The following is a 19513-nucleotide window of genomic DNA, read 5'->3' as shown; positions in this document are numbered from 1 at the left end:
AAACCTAGGGAGTGCAAACTATGCTTTACCTATGTTTCCCATGACTGTTTAAACCATCGTAATATGAAACGAACCCTTTTATTATGCACACTTAGCTTGTCGTTATTGACAGGTTATGCGCAGTTATCTGTTAATCATCTTTTGACGGAGAACCTTAAAAATCCCATAGGGCTTGGAGAAACACAACCCCGCTTTAGTTGGCAGATTCAATCCAAAATAAGGAATACTCGACAAACTGCCTATGAAATAAAAGTATTGGAGGGAAAACAAGTAATATGGAGTTCAGGTAAAGTACAGTCCGACTCTTCCGTACATGTAGCATATAAAGGGAGCCCTTTGCGTTCCGATACACGATATGAATGGCAGGTAAAAGTATGGGACAATCATGGAAAAACATCTGCCTGGAGTGCGCCGGCCTATTTTCATATCGGATTATTAGATACTCTTGAATGGAAGGCAGAGTGGATTCAGGCGGCATTTAATGAAACGCCAGAAAATCGTCCGGCACCACTACTGCGAAAAGAATTTACGCTTAATAAAAAAGTAAAGTCTGCTACAGCATACATTACATCCCATGGTCTGTATGAAGCCTACTTGAACGGTCAGCGGATTGGGGAATATTGGCTCACTCCCGGATGGACCTCTTACAATAAGCGCTTACAATATCAGGCCTACGATGTAACTGGCTTACTACAAAACAATAAAAACGCTATAGGTGTGATGCTGGGCAATGGGTGGTATCGCAGCATATTGGGCTGGAGGAACAATGGAGATCTTTACGGTAATAAACTGGCACTGCTCCTACAAATCAACATTACATACACCGATGGCAGTAAGGAGATTGTAGCTACAGATGGTACCTGGAAATCGGCTATCAGCGAAATTCTTTATTCCCAAATCTATAATGGAGAGATTATTGATGCCCGCAACAAAAAAGAAGGATGGACAAAATCGGGATATAACGATGCGGCCTGGTACGGTGTAAATGTGTTGAAAGAGTCGAAAAGTGTGCTGATTGCCACCGTAAATGAACCTGTAAAAAAGCAGGAAACCTTCAAGCCTATAAAGATATTTACCACTCCGGCAGGTGAGCAGGTAATCGACTTTGGACAAAACTTGGTAGGCTGGGTAAAATTGAAAGTAAAAGGAAAGCCAGGCGATCGCATTGTGCTTTCGCATGCAGAGGTGCTCGATAAAAAAGGTAATTTTTATATTGAGAATCTGCGAGCTGCTAAGGCCCAAGCTGTATATATATTAAAAGGCGAAGGAGAAGAAACCTTTCATCCTTACTTTACCTGGTACGGGTTCAGATACGTGAAGGTAGAAGGTTATCCGGGTGAATTGAGGCCCGAAAATTTCGAAGCTGTTGCCTTGTATTCGGATATGGAAACTACAGGAACTTTTACCACTTCTCATCCGCTTATCAATCAGCTGCAGCATAATATTCAATGGGGGCAAAGAGGTAACTTTTTGGATGTTCCTACTGATTGTCCTCAGCGCGATGAAAGATTGGGTTGGACCGGTGATGCGCAAGCATTTTCACGCACGGCTGCCTTTAATATGAACGTTAATAACTTCTTTGCAAAATGGCTTAAAGATGTAGAAGCCGATCAGATAGACGGAAGAGTGCCTCAAGTAATACCCAATGTATTGGGCAATAATGCCAACAGTGCGGGCTGGGGCGATGCCGCTACCATTGTGCCATGGAATATGTATTTGGCTTATGGCGACAAGCGTATTTTGGAAAGACAATATAACAGTATGAAGGCTTATGTGGAAAGTATACGTCGTACAGCCAAGGACGATCTTTGGAACTCTGGATGGCATTATGGCGATTGGTTATTCTACAGACCTTTTGATGACAATGACGGCAAAAGTGCTGTTACCGATAAATATCTTATAGCACAGTGTTTTTATGCGCATTCTACTCAATTGCTGATTAATACAGCTCGGCTTTTAAACAAGCAGGAAGATGTCGCCGAATATTCACAGTTGCTGGATCGTATTAAGAAAGCGTTCAATCGTGAATATGTTACACCCAGTGGCAGACTAGTTTCTAGTACGCAAACTGCCTATGTGCTGGCACTGCAATTTGACATGCTGCCGCAAGAGCTCCGTCAGCAGGCAGCAAAACGCTTAGTGCAAAATATTGAGAGCTACAATAATCATCTTACCACAGGATTTCTGGGAACGCCCTATCTCTGTCATGTGCTAACCAAGTTTGGATATGACAGTGTTGCTTATAAGCTGCTATTGCAGGAAACTTACCCTTCGTGGTTATATCCGGTGAAGATGGGTGCTACCACTATCTGGGAAAGATGGGATGGTATCAAACCCGATAGTACTTTCCAGAATCCAGGTATGAACTCATTCAACCACTATGCTTACGGTGCTATTGGAGACTGGATGTATAGAAAAATGGCCGGAATAGATACTTATGAAGATGGAGTAGGCTATAAGCACATTCAAATTAAGCCACATGTGGGAGATAAGTTTACATATGTATCTGCATCCTTGAAAACCTACTATGGTACCGTAAGCAGCACTTGGAAAAGTGAGAATGGCAAGTTTATACTTACTATTGAGATACCGGTAAACACTAAAGCCACCATTTTAATTCCTGCAGCAGAGGTAGCTGCCATTACCGAAAGTGGCAAGTCGCTGAACGACGTATCTGACGTTGAAGTTGTAGGTAAAGAAGATAATTATGTGGTAGTGAAAACTGGTTCGGGACTCTATAGTTTCGAAACTAATGATATAACAGGGAAGTGACGAGCTAAGTAGTTTAACTGAACGCGAAAATCATAAGAAGGGTTGGCTATTATGGTCCAACCCATCTTGTTTTTGGATATGATGTTATTGTTCTAATTTTTTTCTCAACTCTTCGATTTCTTTCTGTTTACGCTCCAGTTCTTTTAAAAGCTCCTGCTTCTTAATATCTTCTACAGAAGGACTTTGATCGTATTTATATACGTGTGTTGAGGAATCGTCTACAGCTGGTGGAGCCGGAGGTGGAGGTGGTAATGGTTTTGCATATAATTTATGGTTGGGTTCATTATTATTAATGCCTTTCCATCTATAGTTTTCTTTATTGGTATCGTAAGATGTTTCAGAATCATCATCAGTAGCAGTGCTTTTTAATATACCATCGCTCTGCATGATATAATCTGTATTGACGCGCAAGGATCTAAAGTTGTTATACACCAGCTTGAATTTTCTATTCCATCGCCGGTTGTTATTGTGGTTGATGTCCACTTTACTTAATTTACTAAATACCGATTCGTCTATATAAATCTTTTTACCCACGGGAACCTTTACTTGTACTGTAGCACTTTGAAATCTGTATTTACTATTTTTATCGACAGCAATACCCGGAGCCAGATCTATAATACTATCGTGTATAGACAAATCATACTTGATGTGTTTAGCGCGCTCTACAGCATCAGTCTTATCTTTTCCAATCGCATTTTTGATGATGTTGATATGGAATAAGCTATCATCGCTTTTTTTAAAGTCGAAGCTTACAGTAGAGATCATTAAAGTATCATTGTGAATACTAATGCCCTCCAGATGGCCGGTGGGTGTATTCAGCCAACCAAAGTTGCCTTCGTACCTCAGCTTGGGTTCAGTCACTGTAAAGATAAGTCGGTCGCCAGACGGAGTGGATGCAAATGCTGTTTCTTCCACAGCTTCGGTTTTCCTAAAATCGCGGGAGATATTAGCAAAGAAAAACATCATGCAAATCCAGCCAATGGCCCATAAACCGCTGAAGGTCCATTTCAAATAATCCCCCGGTGTATGTATGTTAAAGATTCTTCTGCATAACCATACTACTAAGCCCGCCGCCGGCGCTCCTATAAACAATATTAAAGATGCCCATGCCAGCCATTTTTGAGTATCACTGGTCCATAAAAAGTCCTGAAAAGGTTCAAACGCTACTCCACTGAAAAGAAACGCTAGGAAGATGACCATGAGTGTGATGGCAATAATGCTTACCATCAAGATGAAAAAACCTTTAATAATCATGGAGAGCACATATCCTAGCCCTTGGCCACCTCTGCGTGCTGTATAAGCAAATTGTTTCTGGGCTCTTTGTCCGAATCTTTCTGCAGAATCTTTTACCTCATTGCCCCAGTTTTTCAAACGCTCATTTACATCTCCCATGGAGTTCTGTATGTTTTGCTTGATAGTATTAATGTCGATATGCTCGCCTCGCATCTCCATTTTTTGATATGGAGTGGTAGCTTCGGGTAAAATGATCCACAATACGATGTAAAGAAAAATAAAGGTACCGGTGAGACCACTGAACAATAGGGGAAATAGATGGTGACTTCCATGCCATCCAAAGGCATTAATGCCCTGCAAAAAACTTAGCATAGCTGGTATAGCCAATACCCAGCGCACAATACTGGGGTTGATATTGAAGTAAGCACTAATACCACTGGCCACGCCTCCCAACCATTTATTGTCAGGATCGCGGTACATTCTTTTGCCTTTGTACACGTCCATGCTTCGAGCTGGCAGAATTACCCAAAGCACCAGATAAATAAAAATGCCTGTTCCAAAACCACCAAAGGAAACAATGGCAAAGATTATCCGCACTAATGTAGGGTCAATATTTAACCAGTTGGCAATACCGCTACATACGCCCCCCAATATTTTATTATTTTGATCTCTATATAGGCGACGTTTTTCTCCAAAAGAAAAATCAGATTCCTGCTCCTTGGTGCCGGTGTTTTTGGTGGCATTCGCATCAAAATCTTCCGGTCGGCCTAGTGTGGCAATCAGTTCCTCCACGTCAGCCTCAGTGATATGCGGGGCTCCGTTCTTCAGTTTTTCCTGCATCAGCTCGGCGAAGCGAGCTTCAATATCTGCCACAATCTCCTCTTTGCCTTCCTCGTTCTGAAAGTACTGTCGAAGGCTATCCATATAAGATACCACTTTTTCGTATGCGGTATCTTCTATAGCGATATTGCTGCCTCCTAATGTTACGTTTATTACTTGCTTCATTTTTGGTGGTTTTATTTATGAATGGGTCAGCGTATTTACGGCTGCTGAAAGTTCATCCCAAGTTTGTTTTAATTCTTTATAAAATTCGTGACCTTTTTCCGTTAGTGAAAAATATTTTCTGGGAGGTCCTCCTGAGCTTTCTTTCCAGCGATAAGTAACCATTTCTGCGTTTTTTAATCGTGTCAGTAAAGGATATAATGTGCCTTCCAGAATAGACAAGCCTGCATGCTTCATTCTCTCTGCTATCTCACTGGGGTAAAGCTCTTCTCTCTTTATGATGGAGAGTATACAATATTCTAATACCCCCTTTCGCATCTGGCTTTGTGTGTTTTCGATATTCATAAAGACTACTGATGTATAACAAAGATACCTGCAATCGTTAGTAGTGGGCAATACAAAGTACTTTGTGTGGCACAAAAACTCGGTGAATGGCATAAAAGCAAGGGCGAATAACTGCAAGCTGAAGAATTGATTGTATGTTTACAGTTCATAAACCAGTTTTTAACACAAATATTGCAGCATATGAAAGTGTTTGTTACAAAAGCAATCCCTGAAGTTGGCATCAACCTGATGAAAGAAGCCGGCATTGAAGTAACGGTACATGTTGACGACAGACCGCTGCACTCAGAGGAGATGATTGCTGTATGTCAACAATATGATGCAATGATGAGTGTAGGGTTTAATAAAATAGATGCGCATTTTCTGGAGCGGTGCCGACATCTTAAAGTTATTTCTCTTTTTGCTGTAGGATATGATAATGTAGATATACCCATGGCTACGCAATTGAAAATACCGGTGGGTAATACTCCCGATGTGTTGAGCCGGGCTACTGCCGATACTGCATTTCTGCTTATGTTGGCTGTAAGTAGAAAGGCTTTTTATAATTACAGAAAAATATTGGATGGTAAATGGAAGGGATTTGAGCCTGTAGCGGATTTAGGAATTGAGTTATACGGAAAAACGTTAGGCATTTTCGGACTAGGAAAAATTGGATTTGAAATGGCTCAAAAGTGTAAGGCTGCTTATGGCATGAACATCATCTATCATAATCGCAATCGCAATCTGCATGCAGAAGAGGTTTTGGAAGCAAGGTACGTGAGCTATGATGAGTTGTTGGCCGAAAGTGATGTGTTGTCGCTTCATGCCAATCTTTCCGAATCGAATAAAGAGATTTTTAATAAAGGAGCATTTGCAAAAATGAAGCCCACGGCAATCTTTATCAATACCGCCCGCGGTGCTTTACACAACGAAGCGGATTTGAAAGAGGCGTTGGAAAAAGGCCTCATTTGGGGTGCCGGGCTAGACGTTACCAATCCCGAGCCGATGGATCCTTCTAACCCTTTATTAATGATGCCTAATGTATGTATCTTGCCACATATAGGTTCGGCCACTCAGGAGACACGCGATGGTATGGCTATAATGGCTGCCAAAAATGTAATAGCAGGATTAAAAGGAGAAAAACTTCCTACTATCGTCAACCCCGAAGTGTATGAAGGATAGCACCTTATTGAAAAGAAATGATATGTTGATATGGAACCAATCGATATAAAATCTTTACCCCAGCTCGATGCTGAAGAAATTCGCGTACTAGGTGCCTTGATGGAAAAATCAAGAACTACACCCGAGTATTATCCGATGACATTAAACGGACTCACTGCCGCCTGTAATCAGAAAACCTCCAGAAATCCTGTGGTTAATTATGATGAGCAAACTGTAGCGCTTTGCCTGGACAGACTGAAGCGTAAAAATCTAGTATCAACTGTTACGGGAGGCACCAGTCGGGTTGTAAAGTACAAACACAATATTGCGGTAAACTACGAATTCGCTCCGGATGAAATAGCTGTGCTGTGCCTATTATTTCTGAGAGGACCGCTTACTCCCGGCGAAATCAATAGTAATTCCGGTAGGTTATACGAGTTTGAAGGATTGGCTGAAGTACACAGTGTTCTTGAAAAATTGGCTACTGCTCCCGTACCGTTTGTGAAACAACTGGAGCGGCAACCCGGACAGAAAGAAGCTCGCTTCATGCATCTCTTCGGTGAGGCATCAGTTGTGGAAAGCTATATAAAAAATACTCCTGTTGTTGCAACGGCAGCTAATAGTCTTGAAGAACGATTAACTACAGTAGAACAGGAGCTGGCAGCTTTAAAAGCTGAGTTTTATGATTTATTAAAAGAGTTGAAAGGGTAAATTTATTCCCATGCCGGTCTTTTCGGTAGCCAGGGCATATCCGGCACTTTGGCAGGTTCGCGATAGTAATTGTTTCGAAGCGAATCGTTCCAGCCGTTGGGATTGCTTTTGAATACGCGACTGCTGTAGTACACACTGCCATGTATACCCGGCGTACTGCGTACAATTTTAATCTGATCGGGCAATTGGGTAGGCTTTTTCCAGTTGGCACTGTTCTCCAGCGCACGATAGATGCCATGTCCTATGTATACATGTCGTCCGAAGCTGTGTGCCGCCCACCAGCTTACCATTTTTTCGAAGGGAATGAGTGGATCGTTGATCTCGCGATATAACTGTGGCGTTACATAATCGATCCAGCCCTTGCGCAGCCATAATAAGATATCTGCATATAGATTATCATAATTAGTAAGTCCTGCTTTGGTATCGCTGCCTTGCGTATCATCCTTCAGATTGCGCCAGACTGCAAAGGGACTGATACCGAATTTTACATAGGGCTTAACGGATTTGATGGCGATATTGATATGTTTAATAATTGAGTCCACATTGCTTCTGCGCCAGTCGGCTTTACTGAGTGTGGTGCCAGATGCCCGATAATCATGATCATCTGGAAAATCCTTACCGCCTACAGGGTAAGGATAAAAATAATCATCCATGTGAATGGCATCTACGTCATATCTTCTTACAATATCTTTAATTACGTTTACCACAAACTGCTGTACTTCCTTGTTGGCCGGGTTGAAGTAACGAGTATTTCCGTAAGTAACATACCAGTGTGGGTTCTTTCTAATATTGTTTTCAGGGGCAATAGAAGATTTACCTATCGAAAATTCCGCACGATAGGGATTCAACCAAGCATGAAATTCCATGCCCCTTTTGTGAGCTTCTTTAATCATGAAAGCAAGCGGGTCGTAAAAAGGAACAGGGGCTCGGCCTTGTACTCCTGTAAGCCATTGGCTCCACGGTTCGTGAGGAGAAGGGAAAAAAGCATCACCGCTAGGGCGCACCTGTACAATTACAGCGTTCATGCCGTTGCGCTGGTGCAAATCTAATTGACGAATGTACTCTGCCTTTTGAGCTTCTGCACTGGCATTTTGAGGAGGCCAGTCGATATTCATCACAGTGGCAATCCAAACCCCTCTGAATTCGGAGTGGGGTTGCGCGTAGAGAAAATGTACCAAAAGGGCTGAACAAAGTAATAGGACTGTTTTACGATTAAGCATAATCGCAAAAATAGCCAGTTGCTCCCAATGAAATCAGGATTTGGAATTAATTTTATCCAGTAGCTTATTTAGCTGGTTTACTTCTCTTTCCGTTAGTGCATTTAAATATACCGCCAAGCTGTTGTCCACATTGTCCAATTTCTGAAGCAACTTCAATCCTTTGGCCGTAATGCGCACTTCTACCAAACGGTTATCGGCATGACAGATTTTTTTCGTAACCAGTTTTTTTAACAGAAGCCGATCAACAATACGACTGGTGTCGCTCATCTTATCAACCATCCGCTCTCTTATTTGTTGAGTGGATAGTGGTGTAGGATTGCTGCCTCGTAAAATGCGTAGTATATTGTACTGTTGCGAGGTAAGATCGTGTTTTTTAAATTGATGATTGAGGAAAAACTCCAGATTGCGACATGTGTATATTAAATTTAGAGCAAGCTTCTGATAGGGGTTAGTGAATTTAGTTTGTTGGATTTTTTGTTCAATAGTCATAGATGATATCTTTTTTATTCCTACTAAAGGGAGGGGACTAATGTAGGTTAAATATAGATATTTCCTGATATAGTTTTGTTGTTGTAGGTAAAGAATTGCGGCAGGTTATTTGCAGGTTTATGAACAAAATTGATATATAATGAAGTATCATCAGCTTGGTAAATCGGATATTGAGGCTTCTGTGATAGGCTTTGGATGTATGTCTCTGTTGAAAAGCTCTCGCCAGGAGGCAGAGGCATTGATACATCGCGCTCTGGATGCAGGCGTAAATTATTTTGATACTGCCGACCTTTATGATAAGGGAGAGAATGAGCAGCTCATTGGACGCTTGCTGAAACCTGTGCGTGATAAGGTGATTATTGCTACCAAGGTAGGTAACCAATGGCGAGAAGATGGGAGTGGTTGGGACTGGAATCCACGCAAATCTTATATACTCAGTGCAGTGGAAAAAAGCTTATCCAGACTGAATACGGATTATATCGATTTGTACCAACTTCATGGAGGAACTATAGAAGATCCTATTGAAGAAACTATTGAAGCTTTTGAGCAGCTGGTGCAGGAAGGGAAAATACGTTATTATGGTATTTCTAGTATAAGGCCCAATGTGATTCGCAAGTACGCGGCGCTATCTAATATTCAGAGTGTAATGATTCAATATAGTGTGCTGGACCGTCGGCCGGAGGAAGAAATGCTGCAATTACTGGAACAACACCATATTAGCATAGTTGCACGGGGCGTTCTGGCGCAGGGACTACTGGTAGACAAACCGGCTAAAGACTATCAAGGACATACCGCCGCAGGTGTGGCACAGGTTCAGCAAACCATGAATAGCCTGTTACAAGAAGGTTACAATAAAACCGCATTGGCATTACACTATGTCTTAAGGTCCGCGGTGCTGGCCTCGGCGGTCATCGGCTTCCGAACACTGCATCAGCTAGAGGATGTGCTGGGGGCTTTAGAGATGGTGGTGCCCGCCGAAATTCTGGAAAAATTGGGTCATCAAGTGCCTGCAAAGCGGTATACAGACCATCGTTTATAAAAAATTTTTTGCAGGTGTTGGAAATGAATTAGAAAAACCCTTATTTTTGCTGCCCCGAAAGGGAAGGCGATATTCCTCCTTAGCTCAGCTGGTTAGAGCATCTGACTGTTAATCAGAGGGTCGCTGGTTCAAGTCCAGCAGGGGGAGCGATGATAATCAGGCAGTTACATATGTATGTGACTGCTTTTTTTGTGTCAGCTAGGCTGAATTAACAACTAACTCAACGCTCTAAAACAGGGGCTCTTTAAAATATTTTCTAGGCGCTCCTTTCCTAATTGGCTTTAAGATTTCCATGCTGATATTCTCTGAATATGAACCTCTTATTGCTGTCTTAGAGATTGTCATCTGTTAAACTTTCGTAAAAGGTTACATTAATAAACCCTAAAATTTATCTTTTTTGTACTTTTGACTTTTCAATTAAAAAAGTCAAATAGTAAAAAGTTTAAATGGAAACACGCAAAGAGCAAATCATTCAGGCTGCTATCAAGCGGTTTGGTCATTTTGGTTATCAGAAGACCACGCTTTCCGAACTGGCCGATGATTTACATATTACAAAAGCTAACCTCTATTACTATTACGCCGATAAACTGGCCATTTTTAAGGATGTATTACGGGCTATTGTGGAGGAGGTTTTTATGAACGAGCAGGTCATTATAGCAGCTTATGAAGGTGGTTTTATGCAAACCTTTTTTGCGGTACTGGACGCCCGCGCCGCTATGCATAAGAAGTATGTAATGTTTCAAACCCATGAAATGGAAGAGGTGGTAAAAGGCGGTGGTTTAAAAGATGTGATGAAGGAAATATCGGACAAAGATGTGCAAAGTATTCACTCGTTAATTACGAAAGGTATCGAAAGCGGGGAGATTGCTTTGAAAGATCCTGTGGATGCAAGTAATAAAATCGCTGAAATCTTGAGAAGTATTTCAATAGCACATAAACTGGAAGATTACCTGACACACTTGCCCAATCCCGAAAAGATTGACAGCGTGCTCGTGTGTCAGAAACAAATGCTAGAATTCATTTTTGAAGGAAAATTTTTAACTCGTTAGTTGATTATGAATCTAAAACGCGTGATGATTTTGCTGGCTGTGATTTTTTCCGTGCCAGCAGTGGAAGCTCAGGAAGTCCTTACCCTAAAACAGGCTATTCAATATGCCTTGGAGCACAAAGCAGAAGCTCAAAAAGCTAAACTGGATGTAGAAAATGCACAGTACTTGATTGACGAAACTAAGGCTAGTGCACTACCTCAAATTACCGGATCTGGGGGGCTTACTTACAATCCGCTTCTACAACAAAGCGCCCTTCCCGGCGAATTGATTGGGCGTCCGGGTGAAATCGTGATGGTTTCTTTCGGACAGAAATGGCAGACCAACTCAGTGGTAACAGTAAATCAGCAGCTGTTTAACCAGTCGGTTTTCACCGGACTGAAGGCTGCTCGTACTACCCGAGAGTTTTATCAGATTAATAAAGAGCTTACCGATGAGCAATTGATAGAAAAAGTAGCTAATGCTTATTATCAAGTATTTCAATTGCAATTGCAAAAACAAACGGTGCAAACCAATCTCGAAAATACCCGAAAAACCGGAGCGGTGATTAAGGGTTTGGTAGATGCAGGCCTAGCCCGGAAGATAGATCTGGACCGAACTAATGTGGCGATTAACAACCTGGAAGCCACATTGCAGCAAATCCAAAACTCACTTACGTTGACGGAGAATGCCCTAAAGTTCGCAATCGGTATGGACATGGATAAGGAAGTTGTGTTGCCTGAGGAAACATTCGACATTAATGCAAGCATACTGATGCAAAGCGGTAATGTAAACGACCGTACCGAAATTAAAGTGCTCGAAAAACAAATTGAACTGCTCACATTAAACAAGCAGGCCAAGAAGGCTGCCTACTATCCTACCTTAAGCTTCAACGGTAGTTTGGGGTATCTGAATATGGGTTCCAGCTTTCCCATATTTGCTAATTCCGATAAGGTAAAGGGGTCACCCTATTCCTCATTAGGATTGAACCTGTCCATACCTATTTTCAATGGTGGTGCAACCCGTGCTCGTATTAATCAGGCGGAGGTGGATTTGAAAAAAGCCAAGGTACAGATGGAGGATACCAAATTGGCACTGAGCCTGGCTAATGAAAACGCAAGGGCTCAAATCAAAAATAGCCTGCTCACTGTAGATGCTAATCGTAGAAATGTACAGATGGCAAAAGAAGTGCTGGATAATACCAAGAACAACTATAAGCACGGTCTGGCTACACTTACGGAAGTACTGGATGCCGAAAATGCATATGCCGATGCGCAGAATAATTTGAATACATCATTACTGAATTATAAGATTGCTGAAATACAGTTCATCAAAGCCAACGGAAATTTAAAATCATTATTAAACGACTAATAGTCCAAATAGATATGAAGAGCAAGAAAAAATCCATCGTAAGAGTATTCGTTACCCTAGCAGTAATGGTAGGCGTGTTGCTGGGTATTATGAGTATCCTCAACAAAAACAAAGCTGCTAACCAAGCGGCTACTGCTGAAGTGGCTAAAACTAACCCCGCCGTAGCAGTGCGCGTAGATACTGCTGCAGTAAGAAAATTAGATATTAGCCATACTGCCAACGGAATTTTTATTCCTAAGCAGGAAGTAAGTGTGGGGGCTGAAACCGGCGGAAGAATCGTAAGTGTGTCGGTGAAGGAAGGAGACTTTGTGAAGGCAGGACAGACACTGGCCATTATCGAAGGTAATAAGCAAAACGTAAATGTGGCTAATGCACAGGCGAACCTAGAGAACGCCAAAATGAATTTGGAGCGTTATGAAGCTGCATTTGCAACAGGCGGTGTTACACAGCAACAGCTGGATGCTATGCGCTTGCAGTACGAATCAGCTTTGAATAATTTAAAGTCTGCTAAACTGATTGCAGGGGATGTAGCTATACGCACATCAGTATCGGGTATTGTAAATGCCCGAAAAATAGAACCCGGCAGTTATGTTAATCCAGGAACGATTGCTTTTGACATCGTAAATATCAGTTCTGTAAAACTTAGAGTACATGTAGATGAAAAGAATGTCATCAACCTGAAAGTGGGACAACCCGTTCAGGTAACCGTAAGTGTAATTCCTGATAAAACATTTACCGGAAGAATCACTTTCATAGCACCTAAGGCTGAAGGCGGATTGAACTTCCCGGTAGAGGTGGAAATTCCCAATCCTGGCAATGAACTGCGTGCCGGTATGTATGGTACCGCTCACTTTGGCAAAGGACAGATGGAAGACGTATTGGTAGTGCCGCGTGCCGCTTTTGTAGGTAGTGTAAGCGATAACAAAGTATTTGTGGTTGAAAACGGCAAGGCGGTGGAACGTAAGGTTCAGTCTGGAAGAAGCTTTGGCGATTACATCGAAATTATTGATGGTATTAAAGCCGATGAACAAGTGATTGTTTCAGGTCAGGTAAATCTATTTAATAATACGCCGATACAGATTATTAAGTAAGTGTTCGAAAAATTGATGATTCATCGCTGGAAAATTTAAACAATGAAAATATCTGAGATTTCTATAAAACGGCCCAGTGTTATTATTGTGTTGTTTATCATACTAACGCTGGGTGGTATCTTTTCCTACACTCAGTTGGGATACGAGTTGGTGCCTAAGTTTGAGGTAAACGTAATTACCATTCAGACCGTGTATCCCGGTGCTTCTCCTACTGAGGTGGAAACATCCGTGACGAAGAAGATAGAAGATGCGGTCTCCTCTTTGGAAAGTATTAAAAAGATCGAATCCAAATCGTTGGAGAATGTTTCGCTGGTAATGATTACGCTGAATGCCGGTGCTGATGTGAACTTTTTGCTCACGGAAGCGCAACGTAAAATCAATACCGTGTTGAATGATTTGCCGGATGATGTAGATGCACCCACACTCTCCAAGTTCTCTTTCGATGATGTAGCCATCATGAGTTTATCAGTAACATCTAATCTTACTGAAAGAGAATTGTATGATCTGTTAGATAATAAAATTCAGCCGGTATTTGCTCGCATCAATGGGGTGGCCAAAGTAGATTTAATTGGTGGAGAACAGCGCGAAATTCAAATTAGTGTTGATCCGGATAAGCTGCAGGGGTACGGGTTGTCTATAAATCAAGTACAGCAGATTGTTGCTGCATCTAACCTCGATTTTCCTACCGGGAATGTAGCTACACGCGAAAACAGAACTACGATTCGTCTGGCCGGTAAGCTGGTCGAGCTGGAGGAACTGCGAAATCTTCCGATAACGACACCAAGTGGAGCCACTATATTCCTTAAAGACGTAGCTGATGTGCAGGATGGCGTGAAGGAGATAGAAAAAATTGCTCGCGTAAATCAGGAGAATACCATATTGCTACAGGTGTTTAAGCAGTCAGATGCCAATGCCGTAGCCGTATCGGAAGCGGTACAAAAAACCATCGGCCAAATTGAGAAAGACTATTCTATATACGGCGTAAAGATCAATATCGCCAACGATACGTCAAGGTTTACGTTGAATGCTGCCAACAATGTTATTCACGACCTAATGCTTGCGATTGTGCTGGTAGGGTTTATTATGCTCTTCTTCCTACACAGTCTGCGCAATGCTGCTATTACTATGGTGGCTATTCCGCTATCGCTAATTGCAACTTTCATCGGATTGAAGTTAATGGGATATACTCTTAACCTGATGTCGTTGCTGGGACTTTCCTTGGTGGTAGGTATTCTGGTGGATGATGCAATTGTGGTGATTGAAAATATTCACCGTCACATGGAGATGGGTAAAAATAAAGTGCGTGCTGCATATGACGGTGCTAAGGAAATTGGCTTCACGGTTACTGCTATTACTATGGTAATTATTGTGGTGTTCCTACCTATTGCACTGTCAACAGGGTTGGTGGCTAACATTCTGGCTCAATTCTGTGTAACCGTGGTGATATCTACTTCCTTGTCACTGCTCGTATCGTTTACCGTCGTGCCCTGGTTGTACTCTCGCTTCGGTAAGCTGGAGTTAATCAGTGAGAAATCATTGCTGGGGAAAATCATTCACGGATTTGAGAGAGGATTAAAATCCTTTACGCATTGGGTATCGGGAATTTTAAAATGGTCATTGCGTTCGCGCTTGAATAAAATACTCACACTGCTGGTTGCATTGATATTATTCTTCGCTTCGGTATCGCTGGTAGGTAATGGATATATAGGAAGCGATTTCTTCCCGGCCAACGATAGAGGGGAGTTTTATGTGCAGTTTGAATTGCCAAAAGATGCATCTATCGAAAAGACAAATGAACTGACTCGAAGGGCTGAGAACTATATCCGTCAAAAACCCGAGGTAGAGGATATGATTACCATGGTAGGACAGGCATCGGACGGATTGATTTCAACTACTGGTACGCGTTATAAAGCAGAAATACACGTAAAGTTGAAAAAAAGTTACAAGGGAAATTCGAAGGTATACTCAGCAGTACTGAAGCGTGAACTGGAAAATGTATTGGTGGATGCCAAAATTAAAACAGTAAATGTGGGATTGATGGGTGCCGAACAAGCACCATTGCAAATGACCTTTATAGGACCTTCTGTGCAGGATGCTGAAGAGATGGCCGTAAAAGCGGCAGACCTCTTAAGAACCATCCCTGGTGCTACAGGTGTAAAGCTTACCTCTGAATCAGGAAATCCGGAGATAACCGTAAAAGTGGACCGTGATAAAATGACGGCACTTGGATTGAACATCGCTACAGTGGGGATGGCTATGCAAACGGCATTTTCTGGTAACACCGATAATAAGTTTACCATCGGTGATAATGAATATGATATCAATATTCGATTTGCAGAATCCGCTCGTGCGAATATTGATAATGTAAAATCATTGAAATTCTTAAACAATCAGGGTATTCCTATTGCGCTGGAACAATTTGCTGAAGTAGGGTATGGCTCCGGTCCTACTTTGTTGGAGCGCCGCGATAAATCTCCGGCAGTATCTGTACAAGGGCAGGTAATAGGTGTACCACTAGGTACTGTAGCTGCACAATGGGAAGAAAAAATAAAACAGCTGGATAAAAAACCAGGAGTAGTGTATATCTGGGGTGGAACGATGGAGAATCAGCAGGAAGGATTTGGAACACTGGGAGTAGCACTTATTGCTGCGATTCTGTTGGTGTATTTGGTGATGGTAGTATTATACGATAGCTTCCTGACACCTTTTATTATTATCTTCTCGGTGCCACTATCATTTATAGGAGCATTATTATTCCTGGCTCTGGCTAATCAATCACTGAACATCTTTACCATTTTAGGTATTATCATGCTGATTGGTTTGGTAACCAAGAACGCTATCCTGTTGGTAGACTTCGCCAATCATCGTAAAGAGCAGGGCGATAATACCCATGATGCTCTGGTAGCAGCCAATCAGGCGCGTTTGCGTCCTATCCTTATGACAACTATTGCGATGGTAATTGGTATGGTGCCTATTGCCATTGCTCAGGGTGATGGTGCGGATGTAAACAGAGGGTTGGCCATTGTGATTATCGGAGGGTTATTATCTTCTTTATTCCTTACGCTGGTTGTAGTGCCGGTTGTTTACTCTATCTTCGATAGTTTGAAACGCCGTTTTGGTAAGGAAAAGAAAGTGGATTATGCCGCTGAAATGGTAGCAGATTATGTACCTCTGGATACACACAGCACACACTAACATGAGATAATAATCAATTTTATCTAGCAATTAGCTTTATTGAAACGCTCCCGGTTATTCGAGGGCGTTTTTTTACTTACGAATACTGGTTTTGTATTAAGATCACTCATAAAATCTGTTAAAAAGATATGAATAAAATTAAATGGCATTCTTCTTGTATAATACAAGTCGGATGCATTCTTAACAAGCTTAAATAAGGTTTATTTGTCAGTATGGATTTAAAAGATTATCTTCATATGAATTAGAGCTAATCATTTGTCTGAATTTCATATTCCGCTCCTTATTATTTAGGCTGTAAGAATTGTCCTCCTTTTTAGTAGTTCAGCTCATAAGAAGATGTCCTCTATAGGATAAATGTATTTCCTAAACTCTTAAAAACATTTATATGCTGAAAATATTAAGTGCTAACAAGGAGGTCATATCTGCCAATATACATTTTACCGCAGATGCTATTATATTGTTGAATAATTATATAACTAACGGAAAAGATATTCTCTTGGAAGAATGGGAATGGTATCAGGAATTGCGCAGCGGCGTAATGTGTTATATTATTACCAATCTAAAGCAGCAAGATTCCTCACTGTAAATTATATTTTAAATATTATAGCCCTCTTGGTTCAAGACAGTAGTGTGAAATATTAGCTTTTATTTTGAAAGCTATAAAATTCCGCAGTCAATTACCTCTCAACTTTTTTATTTTAAACTTTAAATATTTATTTATGCCTCAAAGAAAAGCACCTGCAAAAAAAATAGCTGCAAAGAAAGATGCCGCACAAGAATTATTAGAATTTTTTGAAGACGGACTTAAAGATATGTATTGGGCCGAAAAAGCCCTTTTAAAAGCATTGCCTTTGATGAAAGTTAATGCTTCCTCGGCAAAATTGAAAACTGCCATTGATGACCACATTGCCGAAACCCAACAGCATGTGACACGATTGGAAGAAGTGTTTGCAATACTAGGTAAGAAAGCCAAAGCTGAAAAGTGTGACGCTATGGATGGTTTGCTAAAGGAAGGAAAAAGTATTCTTAAAGAAACTGAGCCAGGAGCAGTAAGAGACGCGGGTATCATTGCTGCCAGTCAAAAGGTAGAGCATTATGAAATTGCAACTTATGGTACACTGGCCACTTATGCTAGTCAATTAGGTCATAAAGATGCTGTCAGTTTATTAAAATCAACTTTACAGGAAGAAAAGAATTGCGACAAGTTGCTTTCTAAGATTGCTGTATCGGAAGTGAACATAAAAGCTAAGTAGCAAATCTAATTTAGTTAATAAAGTCTTCAGGGAATAATTCTTTTTTGTACCTTTGCACTCGCAAGGTCCAAAGTGTTATTCCTTGAAGTATTTATATAAAATAGCAACAGTATTTGTAATGGTCATTATGCTTATCAGTGTAATGAGAAATACCGTGCTGTATGCAGTTTATGAATATAACAAGGCTTTTTTTATTGATCTTTTTTGTGTAAATAAGAATCGACCTCAATTGCAATGCAACGGTCATTGTAAGCTGGCACAGATGCAACGTGAAGAAACTGAGCAGAAAGCCAGTGAGATGCTGAAGCAATTGCAGTTTGAAACAGTTGTTTTTTGCTCTGTACGTATTGTGTCTATTGAGACTCAGTTGCCGTTTGATAAAAAAGATAATTATTCGTTATATCGAAGCCCTCTCTATTCTTTTCTCTATACAACTGCTGTTGTAAAGCCTCCGGAATCTTCTCTCTCTATACAGGCATAATTTATTCATTCATCTTATAGCATTGGCGTTATAGTTTGTGCTGTACTATGTGTTTTAGGTATTTATTACCCATGCTATACGGAACTGCTTTGCGTATACGTTGCCAAAACACTGGAGTGTTGCGGTTATCGGATTATTACCATTGCCGAATGAATAAATAATGCTAGTACGTTGACCTGACGCTTTATTACACAATTCTCTTGATTGATTTTCTTTATGAAGAATGGAATACTCATCTCAGGTGTAGTATGCCTGTTGCTATTGTCTTGTACCAAGGCTAAGACGGACTATGAAGCGGAGAGAAATGCAGAGGTGCCGGTATATTATGATTTCAAGGAAGCGGCTTTATTGCATACTGATAATTACGTAGTGCATATTGAAGCTTTGAACGGTAAATTTTATAAAGGATATAATCCGATTCGCGTAAGAATTACTGATACTTCGAATGACCAAACTGGCCAGATTTCGAGCATTGCTTTTTTCCCTTTTAAAGAAAATAGTGATGGCTCTAGGATATCCTGTCCGCATCAATATCACTTGCAATATCATTCTGATAGTAATTATTTTTCAGGATATGTAGTGTTTGTAGACGAGGATCGTCCTAATGAAAGCTCGCAGCTTTATGTAAGCTTTACTACTGATAATAAATCACATTATGCAAGCGGAAAGGTGAAAGTGCTGGAGCAACCTAATAAAAATTTAGGCATGACGGCTTTTGTTGGGAATGATGATATAAAATATCTTATTGCGCTCGTATCTCCATACAAACCGAAAGTGGGAGAAAACGATCTAGTAGCTGGGATATATCAATGTAAAACAATTGATTCTTCCTCGGTTGATAGTTTTCCTTTTCCTGTACAGTACTATTATACTGAAGTGACGGGATACAAGCTGCTTTTAGATCCCCGTATGCCTGAGCCTTCGATGGGAAATCATTCTTCGCCTAATAATGAGGATTTAATACAGCTGGACGACGGATTGTATCATGGTGTGGTGAACTATACTATGACAGGCAATTGGACGCTGAATTTTATATTACTCAATCCATCTGGGAATGTAGTAAAGGGAATGGAAGTTTCTAAAGATTTCACCCCCGGTGTGGAAGGCGCGAAAAGTGAACTACATATTGACATTTTATTCTGATATTTC

Annotated in this window: 16 protein-coding genes and 1 tRNA gene; 13 read left to right on the top strand and 4 right to left on the bottom strand. The window is 41.0% G+C overall.

Annotated elements, in window-relative coordinates:
• Positions 1-63: 63 nt before the first annotated feature.
• Positions 64-2772, top strand: coding sequence for a family 78 glycoside hydrolase catalytic domain (locus PIECOFPK_RS01765; protein WP_409966370.1), 2709 nt, complete (start codon positions 64-66; stop codon positions 2770-2772).
• Positions 2773-2856: 84 nt separating this feature from the next.
• Here PIECOFPK_RS01765 and PIECOFPK_RS01760 read toward each other — a convergent pair whose 3' ends face one another.
• Positions 2857-5010 (bottom strand): PspC domain-containing protein, encoded by a 2154-nt coding sequence (locus tag PIECOFPK_RS01760; RefSeq protein WP_409966369.1) that lies wholly within the window; start codon positions 5008-5010, stop codon positions 2857-2859.
• A gap of 15 nt (positions 5011-5025) precedes the next feature.
• A complete protein-coding gene (locus PIECOFPK_RS01755; protein ID WP_330974630.1) occupies positions 5026-5352 on the bottom strand; it encodes a PadR family transcriptional regulator in 327 nt (108 codons plus the stop codon).
• Positions 5353-5532: 180 nt separating this feature from the next.
• On the opposite strand from PIECOFPK_RS01755, the gene PIECOFPK_RS01750 reads away from it, so the two are divergent.
• Positions 5533-6510, top strand: a complete 978-nt coding sequence (locus tag PIECOFPK_RS01750; protein ID WP_330974629.1) for a 2-hydroxyacid dehydrogenase — start codon at positions 5533-5535, stop codon at positions 6508-6510.
• A 30-nt stretch (positions 6511-6540) separates the two neighbouring features.
• Positions 6541-7200 carry a YceH family protein gene (locus PIECOFPK_RS01745; protein ID WP_330974628.1) on the top strand — a complete coding sequence of 220 codons (660 nt, stop codon included), beginning with the start codon at positions 6541-6543 and terminating at the stop codon, positions 7198-7200.
• 2 nt (positions 7201-7202) lie between these two features.
• On the opposite strand, the gene PIECOFPK_RS01740 is transcribed toward PIECOFPK_RS01745, so the two are convergent.
• Entirely contained in the window at positions 7203-8420 is a 1218-nt protein-coding gene (locus PIECOFPK_RS01740; protein WP_330974627.1) for a glycoside hydrolase family 10 protein, read from the bottom strand.
• A 33-nt stretch (positions 8421-8453) separates the two neighbouring features.
• Positions 8454-8909 (bottom strand): MarR family winged helix-turn-helix transcriptional regulator, encoded by a 456-nt coding sequence (locus PIECOFPK_RS01735; RefSeq protein WP_330974626.1) that lies wholly within the window; start codon positions 8907-8909, stop codon positions 8454-8456.
• A 139-nt stretch (positions 8910-9048) separates the two neighbouring features.
• On the opposite strand from PIECOFPK_RS01735, the gene PIECOFPK_RS01730 reads away from it, so the two are divergent.
• The 10 genes from PIECOFPK_RS01730 (at position 9049) to PIECOFPK_RS01685 (ending at position 19507) form a co-directional block, all read left to right on the top strand.
• Positions 9049-9948 carry an aldo/keto reductase gene (locus tag PIECOFPK_RS01730; protein WP_409966368.1) on the top strand — a complete coding sequence of 300 codons (900 nt, stop codon included), beginning with the start codon at positions 9049-9051 and terminating at the stop codon, positions 9946-9948.
• A 73-nt stretch (positions 9949-10021) separates the two neighbouring features.
• Positions 10022-10095, top strand: a tRNA-Asn gene (locus PIECOFPK_RS01725).
• 299 nt (positions 10096-10394) lie between these two features.
• Complete coding sequence (locus PIECOFPK_RS01720; protein ID WP_409966367.1) at positions 10395-10997, top strand: TetR/AcrR family transcriptional regulator; 603 nt, start codon at positions 10395-10397, stop codon at positions 10995-10997.
• 6 nt (positions 10998-11003) lie between these two features.
• The gene (locus tag PIECOFPK_RS01715; RefSeq protein WP_330974623.1) at positions 11004-12344 is read left to right on the top strand and encodes a TolC family protein; all 1341 of its coding nucleotides are present in this window, start codon (positions 11004-11006) and stop codon (positions 12342-12344) included.
• A gap of 14 nt (positions 12345-12358) precedes the next feature.
• On the top strand, positions 12359-13435 hold the full coding sequence (locus PIECOFPK_RS01710) for an efflux RND transporter periplasmic adaptor subunit (protein WP_409966366.1): 1077 nt from the start codon (positions 12359-12361) through the stop codon (positions 13433-13435).
• Positions 13436-13477: 42 nt separating this feature from the next.
• The gene (locus tag PIECOFPK_RS01705) at positions 13478-16630 is read left to right on the top strand and encodes an efflux RND transporter permease subunit (RefSeq protein ID WP_330974621.1); all 3153 of its coding nucleotides are present in this window, start codon (positions 13478-13480) and stop codon (positions 16628-16630) included.
• Positions 16631-17015: 385 nt separating this feature from the next.
• Entirely contained in the window at positions 17016-17216 is a 201-nt protein-coding gene (locus tag PIECOFPK_RS01700) for a hypothetical protein (RefSeq protein WP_409966365.1), read from the top strand.
• Between the two features lie 64 nt (positions 17217-17280).
• The gene (locus PIECOFPK_RS01695) at positions 17281-17883 is read left to right on the top strand and encodes a ferritin-like domain-containing protein (RefSeq protein WP_409966364.1); all 603 of its coding nucleotides are present in this window, start codon (positions 17281-17283) and stop codon (positions 17881-17883) included.
• A gap of 82 nt (positions 17884-17965) precedes the next feature.
• Positions 17966-18364 (top strand): hypothetical protein, encoded by a 399-nt coding sequence (locus PIECOFPK_RS01690; RefSeq protein ID WP_409966363.1) that lies wholly within the window; start codon positions 17966-17968, stop codon positions 18362-18364.
• Between the two features lie 216 nt (positions 18365-18580).
• Positions 18581-19507: a hypothetical protein gene (locus tag PIECOFPK_RS01685; protein WP_409966362.1), complete on the top strand. Its 927-nt coding sequence runs from the start codon at positions 18581-18583 to the stop codon at positions 19505-19507.
• Positions 19508-19513 lie beyond the last annotated feature (6 nt).

This window comes from Chitinophagaceae bacterium C216, assembly GCA_028485475.2.
Taxonomy (GTDB): Bacteria; Bacteroidota; Bacteroidia; order Chitinophagales; family Chitinophagaceae; genus Niabella; species Niabella composti.
The sequence above is the reverse complement of the archived record's forward strand: the minus strand, read 5'-3'. Positions and strand labels throughout refer to the sequence as shown.

What these genes read in the sequence shown, in the direction of transcription:
- PIECOFPK_RS01685 (WP_409966362.1), top strand. Translation starts at nt 18,581, where the DNA reads ATGAAGAATGGAATACTCATCTCAGGTGTAGTATGCCTGTTGCTATTG.
- PIECOFPK_RS01740 (WP_330974627.1), bottom strand. Translation starts at nt 8,420, where the DNA reads ATGCTTAATCGTAAAACAGTCCTATTACTTTGTTCAGCCCTTTTGGTA.
- PIECOFPK_RS01760 (WP_409966369.1), bottom strand. Translation starts at nt 5,010, where the DNA reads ATGAAGCAAGTAATAAACGTAACATTAGGAGGCAGCAATATCGCTATA.
- PIECOFPK_RS01700 (WP_409966365.1), top strand. Translation starts at nt 17,016, where the DNA reads ATGCTGAAAATATTAAGTGCTAACAAGGAGGTCATATCTGCCAATATA.
- PIECOFPK_RS01745 (WP_330974628.1), top strand. Translation starts at nt 6,541, where the DNA reads ATGGAACCAATCGATATAAAATCTTTACCCCAGCTCGATGCTGAAGAA.
- PIECOFPK_RS01715 (WP_330974623.1), top strand. Translation starts at nt 11,004, where the DNA reads ATGAATCTAAAACGCGTGATGATTTTGCTGGCTGTGATTTTTTCCGTG.
- PIECOFPK_RS01765 (WP_409966370.1), top strand. Translation starts at nt 64, where the DNA reads ATGAAACGAACCCTTTTATTATGCACACTTAGCTTGTCGTTATTGACA.
- PIECOFPK_RS01720 (WP_409966367.1), top strand. Translation starts at nt 10,395, where the DNA reads ATGGAAACACGCAAAGAGCAAATCATTCAGGCTGCTATCAAGCGGTTT.
- PIECOFPK_RS01735 (WP_330974626.1), bottom strand. Translation starts at nt 8,909, where the DNA reads ATGACTATTGAACAAAAAATCCAACAAACTAAATTCACTAACCCCTAT.
- PIECOFPK_RS01710 (WP_409966366.1), top strand. Translation starts at nt 12,359, where the DNA reads ATGAAGAGCAAGAAAAAATCCATCGTAAGAGTATTCGTTACCCTAGCA.
- PIECOFPK_RS01755 (WP_330974630.1), bottom strand. Translation starts at nt 5,352, where the DNA reads ATGAATATCGAAAACACACAAAGCCAGATGCGAAAGGGGGTATTAGAA.
- PIECOFPK_RS01705 (WP_330974621.1), top strand. Translation starts at nt 13,478, where the DNA reads ATGAAAATATCTGAGATTTCTATAAAACGGCCCAGTGTTATTATTGTG.
- PIECOFPK_RS01750 (WP_330974629.1), top strand. Translation starts at nt 5,533, where the DNA reads ATGAAAGTGTTTGTTACAAAAGCAATCCCTGAAGTTGGCATCAACCTG.
- PIECOFPK_RS01730 (WP_409966368.1), top strand. Translation starts at nt 9,049, where the DNA reads ATGAAGTATCATCAGCTTGGTAAATCGGATATTGAGGCTTCTGTGATA.